The sequence below is a fragment of the Streptomyces sp. MB09-01 genome (assembly GCF_033794505.1).
Lineage (GTDB): Bacteria > Actinomycetota > Actinomycetes > Streptomycetales > Streptomycetaceae > Streptomyces.
In genome coordinates, this window is the sequence record NZ_JARAYQ010000206.1 from 1 (window position 1) to 15,293 (window position 15,293).

Below are 15,293 nucleotides of genomic sequence, written 5' to 3' on the forward strand. Positions count from 1 at the left end.
AGTTTTGTATAAGGGACAGGGTCCTAGCCGCAGGTATCGGGAGATCGACGGGGCGGCGGGCCCGCCGCAGTCCCCGCCGCCCCGTCGATCTCCCGCTACCTGCGCCTCGGACCGCTCGGCACCGCGCTGCTGCCGCAGGACCGCCCCCGCGTCCTGCTCGTCGACGAGATCGACAAGAGCGACATCGACCTGCCCGGCGACCTCCTCACCGTCTTCGAGGACGGCGGCTTCCTCATCCCCGAACTCGCCCGCCTCGCCCAGGAGGACCCCACCGTCGCCATCGGCACCGACGACGACCCCGACGCCGCCGTGCGGATCACCCAGGGCCTCGTCCAGTGCCGGTACTTCCCCGTCGTGGTCCTCACCAGCAACGGCGAACGCGACTTCCCGCCCGCCTTCCTGCGGCGCTGCGTCCGCCTCCACCTCGAGCCGCCCGGACCGGAGAAGCTCGCCCGCATCGTGCGCCGCCGGCTGGGCGTCGACGTCGAGGACGGCGAGGAGTACCAGGAACTCGTCCAGAGCTTCCTCGACCGGGGCGAGGACGGGGACCTGGCCACCGACCAGCTCCTCAACGCCATCCAACTGCGCCTGGCCGGTGCCTGGTCCGCCCCAGGGGACCGCGACCGCTTCCTCGCCACCGTCATGCAGCACCTGACCGGGCCGACGGCGTGATCGAGAGGCTGCTCGCCGCCTTCGCCGAGGGCGCCGACGACGACGGCGGCCCGCGCACCGGCGTGGGGGCGGAGGAGATCGCCGACATCCTGTGGCTGGCGGCCCGGGTGGACCCGGCCGGGGCCCGCACGCCCGCTGCACCCGCCGCCGACCCAGCGGGCGAGCAGCCGCCGGTTCCCGGACCCCCCGCGCCGGAGCCCGGTCCCGGCACCCCTTCCTCACCCGTGCCCGGCGGCCGGGACGGGGGCGGGCCCGCCGTCCGGTTCTTCCCGGCCTCCCCGCGCGAGCCCGCCGGGGATCCGGCCGACGTCCACGGAAAGCCGGCCGACGCCGCGCCGGGCCGCCGGGGCTCGCCCGTACGGCTGCCGCGGGCCGCCTCGCTCGACGATCCGCTCGCCCTGATGCGCTCCCTGCGCCCGGTCGGTCGGCGCTCCATCGGCGGCCCCGGGGAGGAACTGGACGAGCAGCTCACCGTCGAGCGCAGCATCGAGCGGAGGGTGGCGACCCCGGTCCTGCGGCCCGCCGAGAGCCGCTGGCTGGACCTGGCGCTGGTCGTCGACACGCACCACTCGATGCTGCTGTGGTCGGACCTCGTGGACGAGCTCCGCCGCGTCCTGACCCGCAGCGGCGTCTTCCGCGACGTGCGCACCTGGCAGCTCACCGGCACCGGATCCGGCGCCACCCCGATGGTCACGCGGGGCCGCGGCGGCCCGCCCCGCAACCCGCTCGAACTGGCCGACCCCGCCGGCCGCCGGCTGATCCTCGTACTCTCCGACACCGTGGCGGGCGGCTGGCGGGAGGCTCCCGTCCAGGGCGTGCTCCGGCACTGGTGCGCGCACAACGCCGTGGCCGTCCTGAACGTCCTGCCCGAACGGCTCTGGACGCGCGGCGCCGTCCGGCCCGTCCCCTTCGCCGTCCGCGCGGACCGGCCGGCGGCCGCCACCCGCTCCTGGCAGCAGGTACCGGCCGCCCGGCGGGCCGGCGCCGGGCGCCGCCGCGCCGCCGCCGCGGCCGTCGTGCCGGTGGTCGGCGTCGCCTCGGGAAGCCTGGCCCGGCTGGTGCGCGTGGTCTCCGGGGACGGCCGCTGGCGGCGGCTGGCCTGCCTGCGCCTGGACGCGGAGCCGGGGACCACGGGCGCCCCGGAGGATCCCGCCCCCGCCGCCGGACGCAGCGCGCTGGAAGTGGTGGAACGCTTCCGGGCGAGCGCCTCCCCGACCGCGCAGCAGCTCGCCGCCCACCTGGCCGCCGTACCGCTGACCCTGCCCGTCATGACGCTCGTCCGGCGCTCCCTGCTGCGCGACTCCGAACACGGCCACCTGGCGGAGGTCGCCCTCGGAGGGCTCTTCGCCCCCTGGGGCGCCGAACAGGACGCCGAGGAGGTGGAGTTCGAGTTCCTGCCCGGCGTACGGGAAGCACTGCTCGGCTCGCAGCTGCGCGGGGACGTGGCCGCCGTACGCGAACTGGTGCGCCGCCGCGTCTGGGAGTTCATGTCCCGCAACCGGGGCACCGGACCGGACTTCTCCGCGGTCCGGGTCGCCCCGGGGCGGGCCGGCCGCCGCCGGGTGGCCGACGGGGCCCTGCCCTTCGCGGCCGGGCCGCCGCGGGACCAGGGCCTGCGGGACCGGGTCGTACGGGTGCGCTACGACGCCATGCCCGAGCCGCAGGAGGTCGGCACCCTCCTGACGCCCCGGCTGGTGCTCACGGTCGGCGACGCCCCGCTCTCCCGGGGCGCGGTCGCGTGGGTGCGGGCCGGCGCCCGGGAGGTCCCCTGCCGCCCGGTGTGGTGGGACGACGCGCTGCCCCGGGTCTTCCTGCTGGAGGCCGACGAGGACCTGGTGGCTCCGGGCGCGTGGCCGGAGCCGATGCCCCCCGTCTGGACGCAGGACCCGCCCGCCGACCGGGTCCGTGTCGACGGCGTCACCGACCAGGGCGACCCGGTCGCCCTGACGGCCGAGGTGGTCCCGTACGAGGGCGCCCGCAACGGGGAGCTGGTCCGGCTCTCCGCCGAGCCCGAGAGCTGGACGCACTACCGCGGCGGCCCGGTCTCCGACGCCGGAAAGCTGGTCGGCGTCGTCCACGGCGTCTGGCCGGACCGCATGGTGTTCCTCTCGGGCCGTGCCCTGCATGAACAGCCGGGCTTCCGCGAAACCGTCGAGGAGGCCGTGTGGTCCTGGCACGACGCGCTGGTCCGGCCCGCGGCCGGCCTGCCGGTGTGCGTGGCCGTCCAGCCCGGTGACGACGGCGTGTACCCGCGCGGAAGCTCGCCGAACGCGGAGGTGTCGGAGCTCCTGATGCGTCTCATGGGCGACACCCGCATCACCGGGCGACTGACCGGCGGCGAGGAGGGCGACCCGGTGCTGGTCGTACTGGAGACGCCGGGCGCCCTGGGCAAGGCCGGCCGCCTCCTGTCGGAACTCCCCGGGGCCATGGCCGGGTTCGGTGACCGGCGGACGGACGGCGCGCACCCCTCTCTGGCCGTCTCCGTGGCGACCGGAGAGACCCCCGCCGGAGAGACCCCCGCCGGGGGGAGCCCCGTGCCGGGACGGGCGACGGCCGATGCCGTCCACCTCCTGCGGCACCCCGGGATCGGGGAACGAGACCTGCGGCGGTCGGGGTTCGGGTCCCTGGTCCTGGCCCTGTCCCACCCCTTGTACCTGGAACTGCGCGAGGTGACGCAGCCCGATGTGCTGCGGTCACTCGACCGGTCGGAGGGCGGGCCCGCGGGCTGGATGTGGACCGGCGACCCCGCCGAGCTCGGGGCGGCCCTCCTGGAGGCCGCTGAGCTGAGGAGCGAGGGCGTCGGCTGGCCGACCTGCGGTGTCGGCGCCACGGAGTCCGAACCGGTGGGGTGCCTCGGGATCCGGCTCCCCGGACACGACCGGTGCCTGGCCCATCTGGAGAGCGCCGAACAGCGGGCCTACCTCGGAACGCTCGGTCCCGGGGCACCTCTGGACCTGCGGGGCACCACCTTCGAGCGCGGACTGCTGCAGGAGGTCCTCGAGGCGGTGCGGCACCCGGGTTCGCGGCGGGTGAGGCTGGGCCCGGCCGACTTCGACCGGGCACGCTTCGTGGACGACTGGAACACGGTGGACGCCGAGTTCTCGGGCCGCGCCTCCTTCGCCCAGGCCGTGTTCGCGGGCCGGGCCATGTTCGTGCGCACCGCCGTCGGAGGGCGGGCCTCCTTCACCGGCGCGGTGTTCCACGGCGTCGCCGTCTTCGACCGGAGCCTCTTCCAGCGCGCGAGCACGTTCCGCCGTACGGTCTTCCGCGGCCCGGCGGAGTTCACGGACACCGAGTTCCTCGAAGGGGTCTCCTTCGGCCGGGCCGCGCTGGAGGCCCCGGCCGACCTGAACGGGATGCGGGTGACCGGGACGGCGGACTTCACCCGCACCGTCTTCAGCGGTCCGGCCGGGCTGAGCGGGGCCGATTTCGCCGGACCCGTCTGCTTCGCGTCCGCGAGGTGGGAACGCGGACTGGTCGCCGGCGGAGCCGTGTTCCACGGACCGGTCGACTTCGGACGCGCCGCCTTCCACGGCCGGGTCCGCTTCGAAGGCGTCCGCTTCGCAGCGGACGCGGACGCCGTGCCGCCCTTCACCGACCGGCCGGAGGACTGGGCGGTCCGCCGGCGCACGGACGGCACGTGGGACGTCCGCCTGCTCGACGCCGGGGAGAAATGACCCCTTCCGCTCAGGGCCCGCTGTGCGAGGCCTCCAGCCGGCGCGGCGGGCGGCCGTCCGCCGTGGTGAGGGTCGCCTCGATCTCGTCCAGGGCCCGGCGGGCCGTCGCGATGCGGTCCCGTACGTCCGCGTCGGCCGGCGGCGGCCCCGGCTGCTTCCGGTCGCGGTCGGCCGCGTCCTCGATCTCGCGCGCCTCGTCGAGGGAGTTGAGGACGACCCCGATCAGGACGTTCACCAGCACGAAGGAGGCGAGCAGCGCGTAGGAGGCGTAGTAGATGATGCTGAGCCGGGAGATCTGCAGCCCGGCCCGGACGGCATCGGTCAGGCCGTCCAGGGTGGTCAGCAGGAACAGCGTGAGCATCGCGCGGCCCACCGAGCCGTAGTGTCCGGGGTCGGACTCGGCGAAGCAGACCCAGCCGACCATGGCGTACACGTACAGCACCAGCGCGCCGACGAACAGGAAGCTGGCGGTGCCCGGCAGGCTGCGGCCGACGGCGATCAGCAGGATGCGCAGGTGCGGCAGGAAACGGGCGGTGCGCAGGACGCGCGCCAGTCGCAGCAGCCGCAGCAGGGTGGTGTTCTCGCGGACGAGCGGAACGAAGGCGGAGGCCACGACCGCGAGGTCGAAGAGGTTCCACGGGTCGCGGAAGAATGCTTTCGGCCGGTCGGCGAACGAGCCCATGCGCAGCAGCATCTCCACGCTGAACAGGGCCAGGCAGCAGTTCTCCGCGCCCTGCAGGACGAGCCGGTGCTCCGCGGCGAGCCCGCTGTACGTCTCCACCCCCATCAGGGCGGCGTTGAACAGGATCGCGCAGAAGACGACCATCCCGAAGGCGGGGGCCTCCGTGGCCACCCGGCACCGGGCTGCCAGTTTCATCCGACCGCGTCCGGCCGGCCTCGGGTCTGTCATCGTGCTCCTCGTACTCTCGTCTGCGCCGCGGGTGAACGGCGGCCCACCCCCTCTAACGCCCCACAGCCGATCGGGTTTCATCACTTTCCGCACGCCAACGCGCCGACTCGTGCGGGTTGTCCGCCGATCCGGTCTCGGAGATGCCGAACCGGGCGTGGAAGGCGCGCAGGGAAGCCGGGGCCCACCAGTTGGCCCGGCCGGCCAGCCGCATGGCGACCGGTACGAGGACCGCCCTGATCAGCGTGGCGTCGACGAGGATCACCACGACCATGCCGATGCCGAGCATCTTGAGGAAGACGATCCCGTACGAGGCGTACGAGGCGTACATGGCGAAGGAGGCGGCGAGGACGACCGCCGCCGAGGTGATCAGCGGACCGCCGCGCTCCAGGCCGACGGCCACGGCGCCGAGGTCGTCGCCGGTGCGGTCGTACTCCTCATGCTCGCCCTCTACCGCTCGGACCGGGGCAACGAGGCACTGGCGGTCCACGCCGCCCAGCGCAGCCGGGTCGTCGAGGAACTGGGGGCGGAGCCGGGCCCCGCCCTGCGCACGCTCCACGCCCGCCTGCTGCGCCAGGAGCCGGAGCTCATGGGGATGTCCGTACTGCGCCGGGACGGCTGAGCACCGGCTGCGCGAGCCCGCCGCGGATGAGGGCGATCACCTCGGCGACGTGCTCGTTGAGGTAGAAGTGGCCGCCGGGGAAGCGGTGGAGGGCGAAGGGGCCCACGGTGTGGTCGGCCCAGGCCGCGGCCTCCTCGGCGGTGACCTCGGGGTCGCTGTCCCCGGTGAGCACCGTGACCGGGGAGGTCAGGGCGGGGCCCGGGCGGTAGCGGTAGGTCTCGGCGGCCTTGTAGTCGCCGCGGATCGCCGGGAGCACCGACCGCAGCAGCTCGTCGTCGGCCAGGACCGCCGGATCCGTGCCGTTCATCCCCTTGATCCTGGCGAGCAGTTGCTCGTCGGGGGCGAGGTGGACCAGCTGGTTCTCGCGCGGGCGCGAGGGCGCCCGGCGCCCCGAGGCGAACAGCGCCACCGGCGCGGGATCGCCTGCCGCCTCCATCCGCCGCGCCACCTCGAAGGCCAGGGACGCGCCCAGGCTGTGTCCGAACAGCGCCACCGGCCGGTCGCACCACGGCCGCAGCTCCGCGACGACCCGGTCCGCGAGCTCGTGCAGATCGTCGACGCACCGCTCGTGGCGGCGGTCCTGGCGGCCCGGATACTGCACGGCGAGCACGTCGGCGTCCGGCGACAGGGCCCGCGACACCGGGAAGTAGTAGCTGGCCGAGCCGCCGGCGTGCGGGAAGCAGAACAGCCGTACCGGGGCGTCCTCGGCGGGGTGGAAGCGGCGCAGCCAGACGCTGGTCGCCGTCAGGGTCGTACGGGTCATCGTCGGTCGGTGTCCTTTCGGTGGGAGGCGGCCCGGCTCACGGGGGCGGTCCAGGCGCCCGGCGGACGCCAGCCGCGCACGGGACCCCAGTCGGCCCGGGCCGGCGGCGCGGCCTGCGCGCCGCCGTCGCCCGGCTGCCGGGCGACGGCGGCCAGCGCGAGGAGGACGGCGGCCAGTTCGGTGCCGTCGGGCGCGCCGCGCACGATCTTCACGTCTGGTTCGGCCCGCTCGCTCATCGGGCGGCTTCCTCGGTCGTCGGGTCGGGTCGGGTCGGAGTGGGGAAGGGGGTCAGAACGGCGGGTTGCCGTGCTTGCGTTCGGGCAGCGGCACGTGCTTCGCCCGCAGCACTTCGAGCGCGTCCGCCAGCACCTGCCGGGTGGCGGCCGGGTCGATGACGTCGTCGACGAGGCCGCGCTCGGCGGCGTAGTAGGGATGCATGAGTTCCTGCCGGTACTGCTTGACGCGCTGCGCGCGTGCCGCCTCCGGGTCGTCCGATGCGGCGATCTCCCGGCGGAAGACGACGTTGGCCGCGCCCTCGGCGCCCATGACGGCGATCTCGTTGGTGGGCCACGCGAAGGACAGGTCCGCGCCGATCGAGCGGGAGTCCATGACGATGTAGGCACCGCCGTACGCCTTGCGCAGGATCACCTGCACCCGGGGCACCGTGGCCGCGCAGTACGCGTACAGCAGTTTCGCACCGTGCCGGATGACACCGCCGTGCTCCTGGTCGCTGCCCGGCAGGAACCCCGGCACGTCGACCAGCGTCACCAGCGGGATGCTGAAGGCGTCGCAGGTCTGTACGAAGCGGGCGGCCTTCTCCGAGGCGTGGATGTCCAGCACACCGGCGAGCGAGGCGGGCTGGTTGGCGACGATGCCCACCACGTGGCCGTCCAGCCGGGCCAGACCGCAGATGATGTTGGTCGCCCAGTGGGCGTGCACCTCGAAGAGATCGCCGTCGTCGATGATCTCCTCGATCACCGCGCGCATGTCGTACGAGCGCGCCGGGTCGGCCGGGACCAGCTCGGACAGCGCCTCGGTCCGGCGGTCGGCCGGGTCACCGGCGGGCACGGCGGGCGGCATCTCACGGTTGTTGGAGGGCAGCAGCGACAGCAGGTGCCGCACCTCCTCCAGGCACTCCTCCTCGGTGTCGTGGAGGAAGGCGCTCGCGCCCGAGATCGAGGAGTGGACCTGCGCCCCGCCGAGATCGTCGTGGCTGATCCTCTCGCCGGTCACCGCCTGCACCACGTCGGGGCCGGTGATGTACATCTGCGCGATGTCGCGCACCATGAACACGTAGTCCGTCAGCGCGGGAGAGTACGCGGCCCCGCCGGCGCACGGCCCGAGCATCACGCTGATCTGCGGAATCACCCCGGACGCCGCCACGTTGCGGCGGAAGATGCCGCCGTACCCGGCGAGCGCGGTGACCCCCTCCTGGATGCGGGCCCCCGCGCCGTCGCTGAGCGACACCAGCGGGGCGCCCGCCGCCAGCGCGAGGTCCATCACCTTGTGGATCTTCTGCGCGTGGGCCTCGCCGAGCGAGCCGCCGAAGATCCGGAAGTCGTGCGCGTACACGAACACCCGGCGGCCCCCGACCTTGCCCCAGCCGGTCACCACGCCGTCGGTGTGCGGTCTGCGGTCCTCCAGGCCGAAACCCGTGGCCCGGTGCCGGCGCAACTGCTCGATCTCACGGAAGGTGCCCGGATCGAAGAGCAGGTCCAGCCGCTCGCGCACGGTCAGCTTGCCGCGGGCGTGCTGTGCCTCGGAGGCGCTCGGGGACGGGCCCAGCTCGGCGGACTCCTTGATCGCTCCTAGTTCGGCCACTCGGACACCGACATCGGCAACTGTCATGCTCCACCCGTTTCCTCGGCCGTCGGGGCGCGCCGATGGCGGCCCTGGGCAGTGCCCGCCATTGAAGGCGGCCGGGGCGCGCGCGGAGAACACCGACCACCCCCCTGACCGGGATAGGGGTGCCGTCCGCGGGCCCCGGAGCCGGCGGGCGCACGCCCCCGGGGCCACCGGAGCCGGCGGGCGCAAGCGCCCCTTAAGGAGGTGCGCGCAGGATCCGGGGGAATCGAGGTCCGCCATTCCACGGGCCCGCTGACCCGAGGGGATGCCGCGGATGTCACCGTCACGCTTCGCCACCTTCACCGAACTCCTCCGGGTTCGGGCGGCTGAACTCGCCGACGAGGACGTGCACATCTTCCTGCGCGACACGGCCGGCGGGGTGGAAGCCGACCACCTCACCTACGGGGAACTGGACCGCGAGGGGAGACGCATCGCGTCCTGCCTCCGCGAGCACGGGGCGACCGGGCAGCCGGTGCTGCTGGTCTACTCCTCCACCGTCGAGTTCCTCAAGGCCTTCGCCGGCTGCCTCTACGCCGGCGCCATCGCGGTTCCCGTGCCCATGCCGGGCGAGGCCGGCCGCGACAAGCGGCTCAACCGCACCACCGCCGTGCTCAAGGACACCGCCGCGAAGGTGGTCCTCACCGAGACGGACGCCGCCCCCGAGGTCGCGCTCTGGCTCGCCCGCAACGCCGGCCCCGCCGCGGTGTGCGTGGTCAGCGACGTGCCCGGCATCGGCGACCCCGACGCCTTCCAGCCCGTCGGCGCCCGCCCGGACGACCTGGTGTTCCTCCAGTACACCTCGGGCTCCGTCTCCGAACCGCGCGGCGTGACCGTCTCCCACCGCAACCTCCTGGCCAACCAGGCCGCCCTGCAGAAGGTGCTGCGGACCACCCGCGAGGACCGCTTCGGAAGCTGGCTGCCCTACTTCCACGACATGGGACTGGTCGCCCACCTCCTGCACCCGGTCTGGCTCGGCAGCCACAGCGTGCAGGTCACCCCGCTGTCCTTCGTCAAGCGCCCGCTGCGCTGGCTCCAGGCCATCGACGAGTACGGCGTCACCGTCGGCGGCGGCCCCAACTTCTCCTACGACCTGTGCGTACGCCGCGTGAAGGACGAGCAGATCGCCGCGCTGGACCTGTCCCGCTGGCGCCTCGCCCTCAACGGCGCCGAACCCGTGCGCCCCGAGAGCCTCGACGAGTTCGCCGAGCGGTTCGCCCCGGCCGGATTCCGCCCCGAGGCCCTCTACCCCTGCTACGGACTGGCCGAGGCGACCCTCGTCGTCTCCGGCGGAGCCCCCGGCACCCCGCACGTCCGCAGGGACTTCGACAGGACCGCCCTGCAGCGCGACCAAGTGCTCCGCGCAGGGTCCGGACAGGACGTCAAGACCTTGATCGGCTGCGGCGCCCCCGTCGACGTGGAGGTCCGCATCGTCGACCCGCTGACCCACCGCGAACTGCCGGCCGGCGCCGTCGGCGAGATCTGGCTGCGCGGCTACAGCGTGGCCCGCGGCTACTGGCGGCGGCCCACCGAGACCGCGCACACCTTCCTCGCCAGCCTCAACGGCGAGGAGAGCAACTTCCTGCGCACCGGCGACCTGGGCATGCTCGAAGAGGGCGAACTGTTCGTCACCGGGCGGCTCAAGGAAGTCGTCATCATCAACGGCCGCAACGTGTACCCGCAGGACATCGAATGGGCCGCCCGGACCGTCAGCCCCGCGCTGACCTTCGGCGCCGGCGCCGCGTTCTCCGTCGACGCCGGGGGCGAGCAGCTCGTCCTCGTCCAGGAGGTGCGCGGGGCGGGCAGCGCGGAACTGCGCACCGTCGCGCAGCGGATCCAGGCCCTGATCGGCAAGGAGTTCGAGATCCCGGCCGGCAACGTGCTGCTCGTACGCCCCGGCACCGTACGCCGCACCAGCAGCGGCAAGGTCCAGCGCACCCTGATGCGCAAGCTCTTCCTCGACGGGGTGATGCGCGGCGAGTACGAGGTGCTGACCCCGGACGTGTTCGCGCTGGCCCGCGCCGAGGACGTGCTGTTCGGGGAGGACCTGCTGCGGCCGGAAGGAGCCGACGGAGGAAGACGGTGGTGACGTCGCTCCTCGGCGACCAGGCGGTGGCCCAGCAGCGCGAGAAGACCGTCCGGGGCCGGGTCGCCGAGTTGGAGGCGCTGTTCGGCGACCCCTCGGACCCGGCCAACCCGGTCGGCTACACCGCGCTGCTGGAGGCCGACCGGGCGGCGGTGCCCTTCGCCGCGGGCGAGGCGCTGCTCGACGGCTTCGGCATCACCGACGAGTACGTACCGCGGGCCCTGGGCGGACGGCTCGACGGGATGGACACCCTGGTCAGAATCATGCGCCCGGTCTTCCGCCGGGACGTGGGCCTGGCCATGGGGCACGGCATGACCACCTTCATGGCGGCCTCCGACGTCTGGACCGCCGGGAGCTCACGGCAGCGGCACTGGCTCGCCGGACTGCTGCGCGACGGCGGCAAGGCGGCCATCGCGCAGCACGAGACCGCCCACAGCAACGACTACGTACGCAGCCAGGTCACCGCCCGCCGCAGCGGCGACGGCTACCTGATCAGCGGCGGAAAGCCCATGGTCAACGACCTGGAACGGGCCGGGGCGCTGGTGCTGTTCTGCCGCACCGACCCCGCCCCCGGCAGCCGCAGCCACTCGGTGCTCCTGCTGGAACCCGGGCAGCTGACGGACGCGCGGGCGGCCGTGACGGCCCGCCGGACCCCGGTCGGGCTGCGCGGCTGCCGCTTCGCCGGGGTCGAGTTCGACGACTGTCCGGTGCCCGGCTCCGCCCTGCTCGGCCCGGAGGGAAGCGGGATCACGACCGCCCTGCGCTCGTTCCAGATCAGCCGGACCGTGATCGCCGCGACGGCCGTCGCGGCCCTCGACACCAGTCTGCGCACCGCCGTCCGCTTCGACCGGGAGCGCTCCGGCGGCTGGCAGGCGTGCGGCCGTGGTGACGGCGGCCGCACGGGCGCGGCGCTCACCAACGCCTTCGTCAACCTGCTGCTGTACGACGCCCTCGCCGTCGTCGCCACCCGGGCCCTGCACCTGCTGCCCGCCGAGACGAGCGTCTACTCGGCGGCGCTCAAGTACCTGCTGCCCCGCGTCCTCACCGAGACCATGTACGACCTGTCCATCGTGCTGGGCTCCGGCTTCTACACCCGCGAGGGCACGCTCGGCATCTTCCAGAAGCACGTCAGGGACGTACCGGTGCTCAGCCTCGGCCACGCCGGGACCGTCGCCTGCCAGGCCACCGTCATCCCGCAGATGCCGCGGCTGGCGCGAGCCTCCTGGTTCGTCGAGGACGAGGCGCCCGCCGGGCTGTTCCGGCTGCAGGGCGACCTGCCGCCGCTGCGGACCGACCGGCTCAGCCTCGCCTGCGGCCGGGACTCGCTCAGCGCGACCATGCTCGCCGTCAGCGCGGGCATCGACGGCACCGGCCCCGTCGAGAGCGCCCTGCGCACGCTCGCCGGGCAACTCGTCGAGGAGTTCCGCGACGTACGGGCCCGGGTGCTCCGGCTGGAGGCGGCCGGTGCGGCGGCCACCGCGCAGCCCGCGATGTTCGCCCTCATGGACCGGTACGCCCTGCTGCTGGCCGCGGCCGCCGTCCTGGGACTGTGGGACCAGGGCCGCTACGGCCCCGACCCCTTCCTCGCCGACCCCTCCTGGGCGGCCGCCGCACTGCACCGCATCGCCCGGCGGCTGGGCACGCGCGTCGCCGACCTGCCGCCGGAGTGCGAGACCCGGATCCGGCACGAGGTCCAGCTCCGCTTCAGCACCCAGATCAGTTACGACCTCTACTCCACGCCCATCCCCGGCTGACCGGTTCCCCCTGCCCCCGGCGGATGCGCCGTACGCACTGAAGGAGTCCCACGATGACCGTTCCCACCGCTCGGCCCGCCGCGGCCGTCGACGGCGTGCTGCCGCACGAGTGGCTGTACGCCCGGCTCTCGCTCTACCTGCGGCGCGCACCCGAGACCATCGACCCGGGCGTGCCGCTCGCCGAGTACGGCATGGACTCGGTGGCGGCGCTGAGCCTGTGCGGCGACCTGGAGGACGAGTTCGGCCTCGAGGTGGAGCCCACCCTCCTCTGGGACCACCCGACCGTGACCAGCCTGGTCGGCTACCTGTCGACGGTGCTCCCGGCCGCCTCGCCGGACGGGCGGGGCCGGCACTGATGGGGGACATCGCCATCGTCGGGATCGACTGTGCGTTCCCCGGGGCGGCGGGCGTGCAGGCGTACTGGGACCTGCTGATGCGCGGCGGGGACGGGATCGGCCCCGTCCCCGCGCAGCGCTGGGAAGCCCGGGCCTTCCCCGCCGTCAGCGGCAGCGGCGGTTTCATCGACGACGCCGATGTCTTCGACAGCGACTTCTTCTCCGTCACCCCGCGCGAGGCCGCTGCCATGGACCCGCACCACCGGCTGCTGCTGCCCTGTGCCTGGCGGGCCCTGGAGGACTCGGGCCGCGCCCCCGGCGACCTCGCGGGCACCGAGACCGGGGTGTTCATCGGCGTGATGGGCGGCGAGTGGGGCCGCCTCACCATGAGCGACCTCGCCCGCGTCACCCCGCTGCTCGGCGTCGGCAGCAGCGCCGGCATGGCGGCCAACCGGATCTCCTACCACTTCAACCTCACCGGACCGAGCCTGGCCGTCGACACGGCCTGCTCGTCCTCGCTCGTCGCCGTCCACCTCGCCGCGGGCTCCCTGCTGGCCGGGGAGTGCGACACCGCCCTGGCCGGCGGGGCCAACATCGTGCTCTCGCCCTCCCTGGGCATGGTCTACGGCCAGCTCGGCCTGGCCGCCTCCGACGGACGCTGCAAACCCTTCAGCGCCGACGCCGACGGGATCGGGCGCAGCGACGGCGTGGGCCTGGTGGTGCTGCGCCGGCTCGACGACGCGCTCGCCGACGGGCAGCGGATCTACGCCGTCCTGCGCGGCAGTGCCGTCAACCAGGACGGCCGCAGCAACGGAGTGATCGCCCCCAACCGCTGGTCGCAGCAGCGGGTGCTGGACTCCGCGTACCGGCGCGCCGGGGTCACCCCCGACCGGGTCGCCTTCGTGGAGGCGCACGGCACCGGGACCGTACTCGGCGACGCCATCGAGTGCGCGGCGCTGGGCGCGGTGCACGGGATTCCGCGCGAGACCCCCTGCGCGATCGGCTCCGTCAAGGGCAACCTGGGCCACACCGAGGGCGCGGCGGGCATCGCCGGCCTCATCAAGACCGTGCTGGCCCTGCACCACCGGATCGTCCCCGCCAGCCTCTTCGCCGACCGGGAGAACCCGCAGCTGCGGCTCGGCGAACGCGGCCTGCGGCTGCTGAAGTCCCCGATGCGGCTGCCCCGCGGGGAGAGCCTCGCCGGGGTCAGCAGCTTCGGCATGGGCGGGACGAACGCCCACGCCGTCCTCGGCTCGGCGCCCCGGATCCCGCTCGCCGCGGGAGCCCGTACGGGCGCGGCACGCGACGCCGTCGGCGTCTTCACCGTCAGCGGCGACACCCCCGAGGCGCTGCGCCGCAACCTCGCCGCCCAGGCCGACGCGGTGGCCGGGCGGCCGCGCGGCGGGGCGGCGGCCCTGTGCCGGAGCAGCAACCGGATCAAGACCGGCCTGCCGTACCGGTTCGCGGCCCCCGTGCGCGACACCGACGAGCTCGTGGCCGCACTGCGCCGCGCGGCGGCCCCCCAGGACGCGGCCGGGAGCGGCGGGCGCCCGTGGGGCAGGCCGGTCGCGGCCTTCCTCTTCACCGGCCAGGGCAGCGAGTACCCCGGCATGACGGCCGGGCTCCACCGCGACTCCCCGGCCTACCGGCGCCATCTCGCCGAGGCCGACGAGGCGCTCGCCGCACACCTCGGCACGTCGGTGCGCGAGCTGATCCTCAGCGGCGACGAACGGGTCCACCGGACCGAGTTCGCGCAGCCGGCGCTGTTCGCCGTCGGCTACGCGCTGGCGCGTACGCTCACCTCGCTCGGGATCACCCCGGCGGCCGTCCTCGGCCACAGCCTGGGCGAGTACGCCGCCGCCGTGACCGCCGGGGCACTCCGTCTCGACGAAGCCGCCCGCCTGGTGGTCCGGCGCGGCGCGCTGATGGGCGGACTGCCCGCCGGCGGCGGCATGATCGCCGCGGGCACCGGCCCCGAGGAGCTCGCCGAGCTCCTGGCGGGGGAGCCCGGCACGGTCGTGGCGGCGCTCAACGGCCCCGCGGACACGGTGCTGTCCGGACCGCTGGAGGCACTGGAACGGATCGGTCGGGAGCTCACGGGCCGCGGCATACGGGTCAAGCGGCTGCCCGTCTCCCACGCCTTCCACTCGCCCCAGATGGCCCCGGCCGCCGCGGGCCTGCGCGGCGAGTCGGTGCGCTGCGAGCCGCCCACCGTGCCGGTGGCCTCCACCCGGCACGGCCGGATGCTGCGCCAGGACCTCATGGACGCCGGCTACTGGGCCGACCAGGTCGAGGAGCCCGTGCTCATGGACACCGCGCTCGGCGCGCTCGTCGCCGACGTCGCCCCCACCCACCTGATCGAGATCGGACCGCGCGGCACGCTCCTGCAGATCGCCGCCCGGGGCGGGCGCGCGGCGGCTGCGGAGCTCCTGCACCCGGCCCCGGGCGCCGGGGCCACGGGGAGGGAGCTCGCGGCGACCGTCGCCGCCCTGTACCGCGGCGGGCTCGACCCGCTCTGGGAGGAGCTGTACGAACCGGGGCACCGGGTCGTCGAAGCCCTGAGCCCGTACGTCTTCTCGTCCGGGCAGCGCCACTGGGACCGGCAGGCGTTCGTGCACACCGCCCCGCCCCACAC

At 74.5% G+C, this 15,293-nt stretch carries 12 protein-coding genes; 7 read left to right on the plus strand and 5 right to left on the minus strand.

Annotated elements, in window-relative coordinates; genetic code table 11:
- The first annotated feature begins 309 nt into the window (after positions 1-309).
- Together PV721_RS32060 and PV721_RS32065 are read left to right on the plus strand one after the other, a co-directional pair.
- Positions 310-672, plus strand: coding sequence for a hypothetical protein (locus PV721_RS32060; RefSeq protein WP_319730523.1), 363 nt, complete (start codon positions 310-312; stop codon positions 670-672).
- Positions 669-4,349, plus strand: a complete 3,681-nt coding sequence (locus tag PV721_RS32065; RefSeq protein WP_319730525.1) for a pentapeptide repeat-containing protein — start codon at positions 669-671, stop codon at positions 4,347-4,349. The genes PV721_RS32060 and PV721_RS32065 overlap by 4 nt, the downstream gene beginning before the upstream one ends.
- Positions 4,350-4,359: 10 nt before the next feature.
- On the opposite strand, the gene PV721_RS32070 is transcribed toward PV721_RS32065, so the two are convergent.
- Entirely contained in the window at positions 4,360-5,226 is an 867-nt protein-coding gene (locus PV721_RS32070) for an ion transporter (RefSeq protein WP_319730526.1), read from the minus strand.
- A gap of 85 nt (positions 5,227-5,311) precedes the next feature.
- Positions 5,312-5,659: a hypothetical protein gene (locus PV721_RS32075; RefSeq protein WP_319730527.1), complete on the minus strand. Its 348-nt coding sequence runs from the start codon at positions 5,657-5,659 to the stop codon at positions 5,312-5,314.
- 36 nt (positions 5,660-5,695) lie between these two features.
- Here PV721_RS32075 and PV721_RS32080 point away from each other — a divergent pair, with 36 nt between their 5' ends.
- Positions 5,696-5,878 (plus strand): BTAD domain-containing putative transcriptional regulator, encoded by a 183-nt coding sequence (locus PV721_RS32080; protein ID WP_319730529.1) that lies wholly within the window; start codon positions 5,696-5,698, stop codon positions 5,876-5,878.
- Here the strand turns inward: PV721_RS32080 and PV721_RS32085 are convergent.
- The 3 genes from PV721_RS32085 to PV721_RS32095 are packed head-to-tail and all read right to left on the minus strand — an operon-like array spanning position 5,844 to position 8,489.
- A complete protein-coding gene (locus PV721_RS32085; protein ID WP_319730531.1) occupies positions 5,844-6,641 on the minus strand; it encodes a thioesterase II family protein in 798 nt (265 codons plus the stop codon). The two genes, PV721_RS32080 and PV721_RS32085, sit on opposite strands and share 35 nt — an antisense overlap.
- Positions 6,638-6,877 carry an acyl-CoA carboxylase epsilon subunit gene (locus PV721_RS32090; RefSeq protein ID WP_319730533.1) on the minus strand — a complete coding sequence of 80 codons (240 nt, stop codon included), beginning with the start codon at positions 6,875-6,877 and terminating at the stop codon, positions 6,638-6,640. The genes PV721_RS32085 and PV721_RS32090 overlap by 4 nt, the downstream gene beginning before the upstream one ends.
- 52 nt (positions 6,878-6,929) lie before the next feature.
- Positions 6,930-8,489, minus strand: coding sequence for an acyl-CoA carboxylase subunit beta (locus tag PV721_RS32095; RefSeq protein WP_319730534.1), 1,560 nt, complete (start codon positions 8,487-8,489; stop codon positions 6,930-6,932).
- Positions 8,490-8,760: 271 nt separating this feature from the next.
- Here PV721_RS32095 and PV721_RS32100 point away from each other — a divergent pair, with 271 nt between their 5' ends.
- The 4 genes from PV721_RS32100 to PV721_RS32115 all read left to right on the plus strand — a co-directional run.
- Complete coding sequence (locus PV721_RS32100) at positions 8,761-10,572, plus strand: fatty acyl-AMP ligase (protein WP_319730536.1); 1,812 nt, start codon at positions 8,761-8,763, stop codon at positions 10,570-10,572.
- Positions 10,569-12,323 carry an acyl-CoA dehydrogenase gene (locus tag PV721_RS32105; protein WP_319730538.1) on the plus strand — a complete coding sequence of 585 codons (1,755 nt, stop codon included), beginning with the start codon at positions 10,569-10,571 and terminating at the stop codon, positions 12,321-12,323. The genes PV721_RS32100 and PV721_RS32105 overlap by 4 nt, the downstream gene beginning before the upstream one ends.
- 53 nt (positions 12,324-12,376) lie before the next feature.
- Positions 12,377-12,679 carry an acyl carrier protein gene (locus tag PV721_RS32110; RefSeq protein WP_319730540.1) on the plus strand — a complete coding sequence of 101 codons (303 nt, stop codon included), beginning with the start codon at positions 12,377-12,379 and terminating at the stop codon, positions 12,677-12,679.
- On the plus strand, positions 12,679-15,293 hold a 2,615-nt coding region (locus PV721_RS32115), incomplete at its 3' end, for a type I polyketide synthase (RefSeq protein WP_319730541.1). The genes PV721_RS32110 and PV721_RS32115, both read left to right, overlap by 1 nt.

Bases quoted from the DNA above. Each gene is read 5' to 3' on its own strand.
- PV721_RS32070 (WP_319730526.1), bottom strand. From the start codon at position 5,226: ATGAAACTGGCAGCCCGGTGCCGGGTGGCCACGGAGGCCCCCGCCTTC.
- PV721_RS32080 (WP_319730529.1), top strand. From the start codon at position 5,696: ATGCTCGCCCTCTACCGCTCGGACCGGGGCAACGAGGCACTGGCGGTC.
- PV721_RS32085 (WP_319730531.1), bottom strand. From the start codon at position 6,641: ATGACCCGTACGACCCTGACGGCGACCAGCGTCTGGCTGCGCCGCTTC.
- PV721_RS32090 (WP_319730533.1), bottom strand. From the start codon at position 6,877: ATGAGCGAGCGGGCCGAACCAGACGTGAAGATCGTGCGCGGCGCGCCC.
- PV721_RS32095 (WP_319730534.1), bottom strand. From the start codon at position 8,489: ATGACAGTTGCCGATGTCGGTGTCCGAGTGGCCGAACTAGGAGCGATC.
- PV721_RS32100 (WP_319730536.1), top strand. From the start codon at position 8,761: ATGTCACCGTCACGCTTCGCCACCTTCACCGAACTCCTCCGGGTTCGG.
- PV721_RS32110 (WP_319730540.1), top strand. From the start codon at position 12,377: ATGACCGTTCCCACCGCTCGGCCCGCCGCGGCCGTCGACGGCGTGCTG.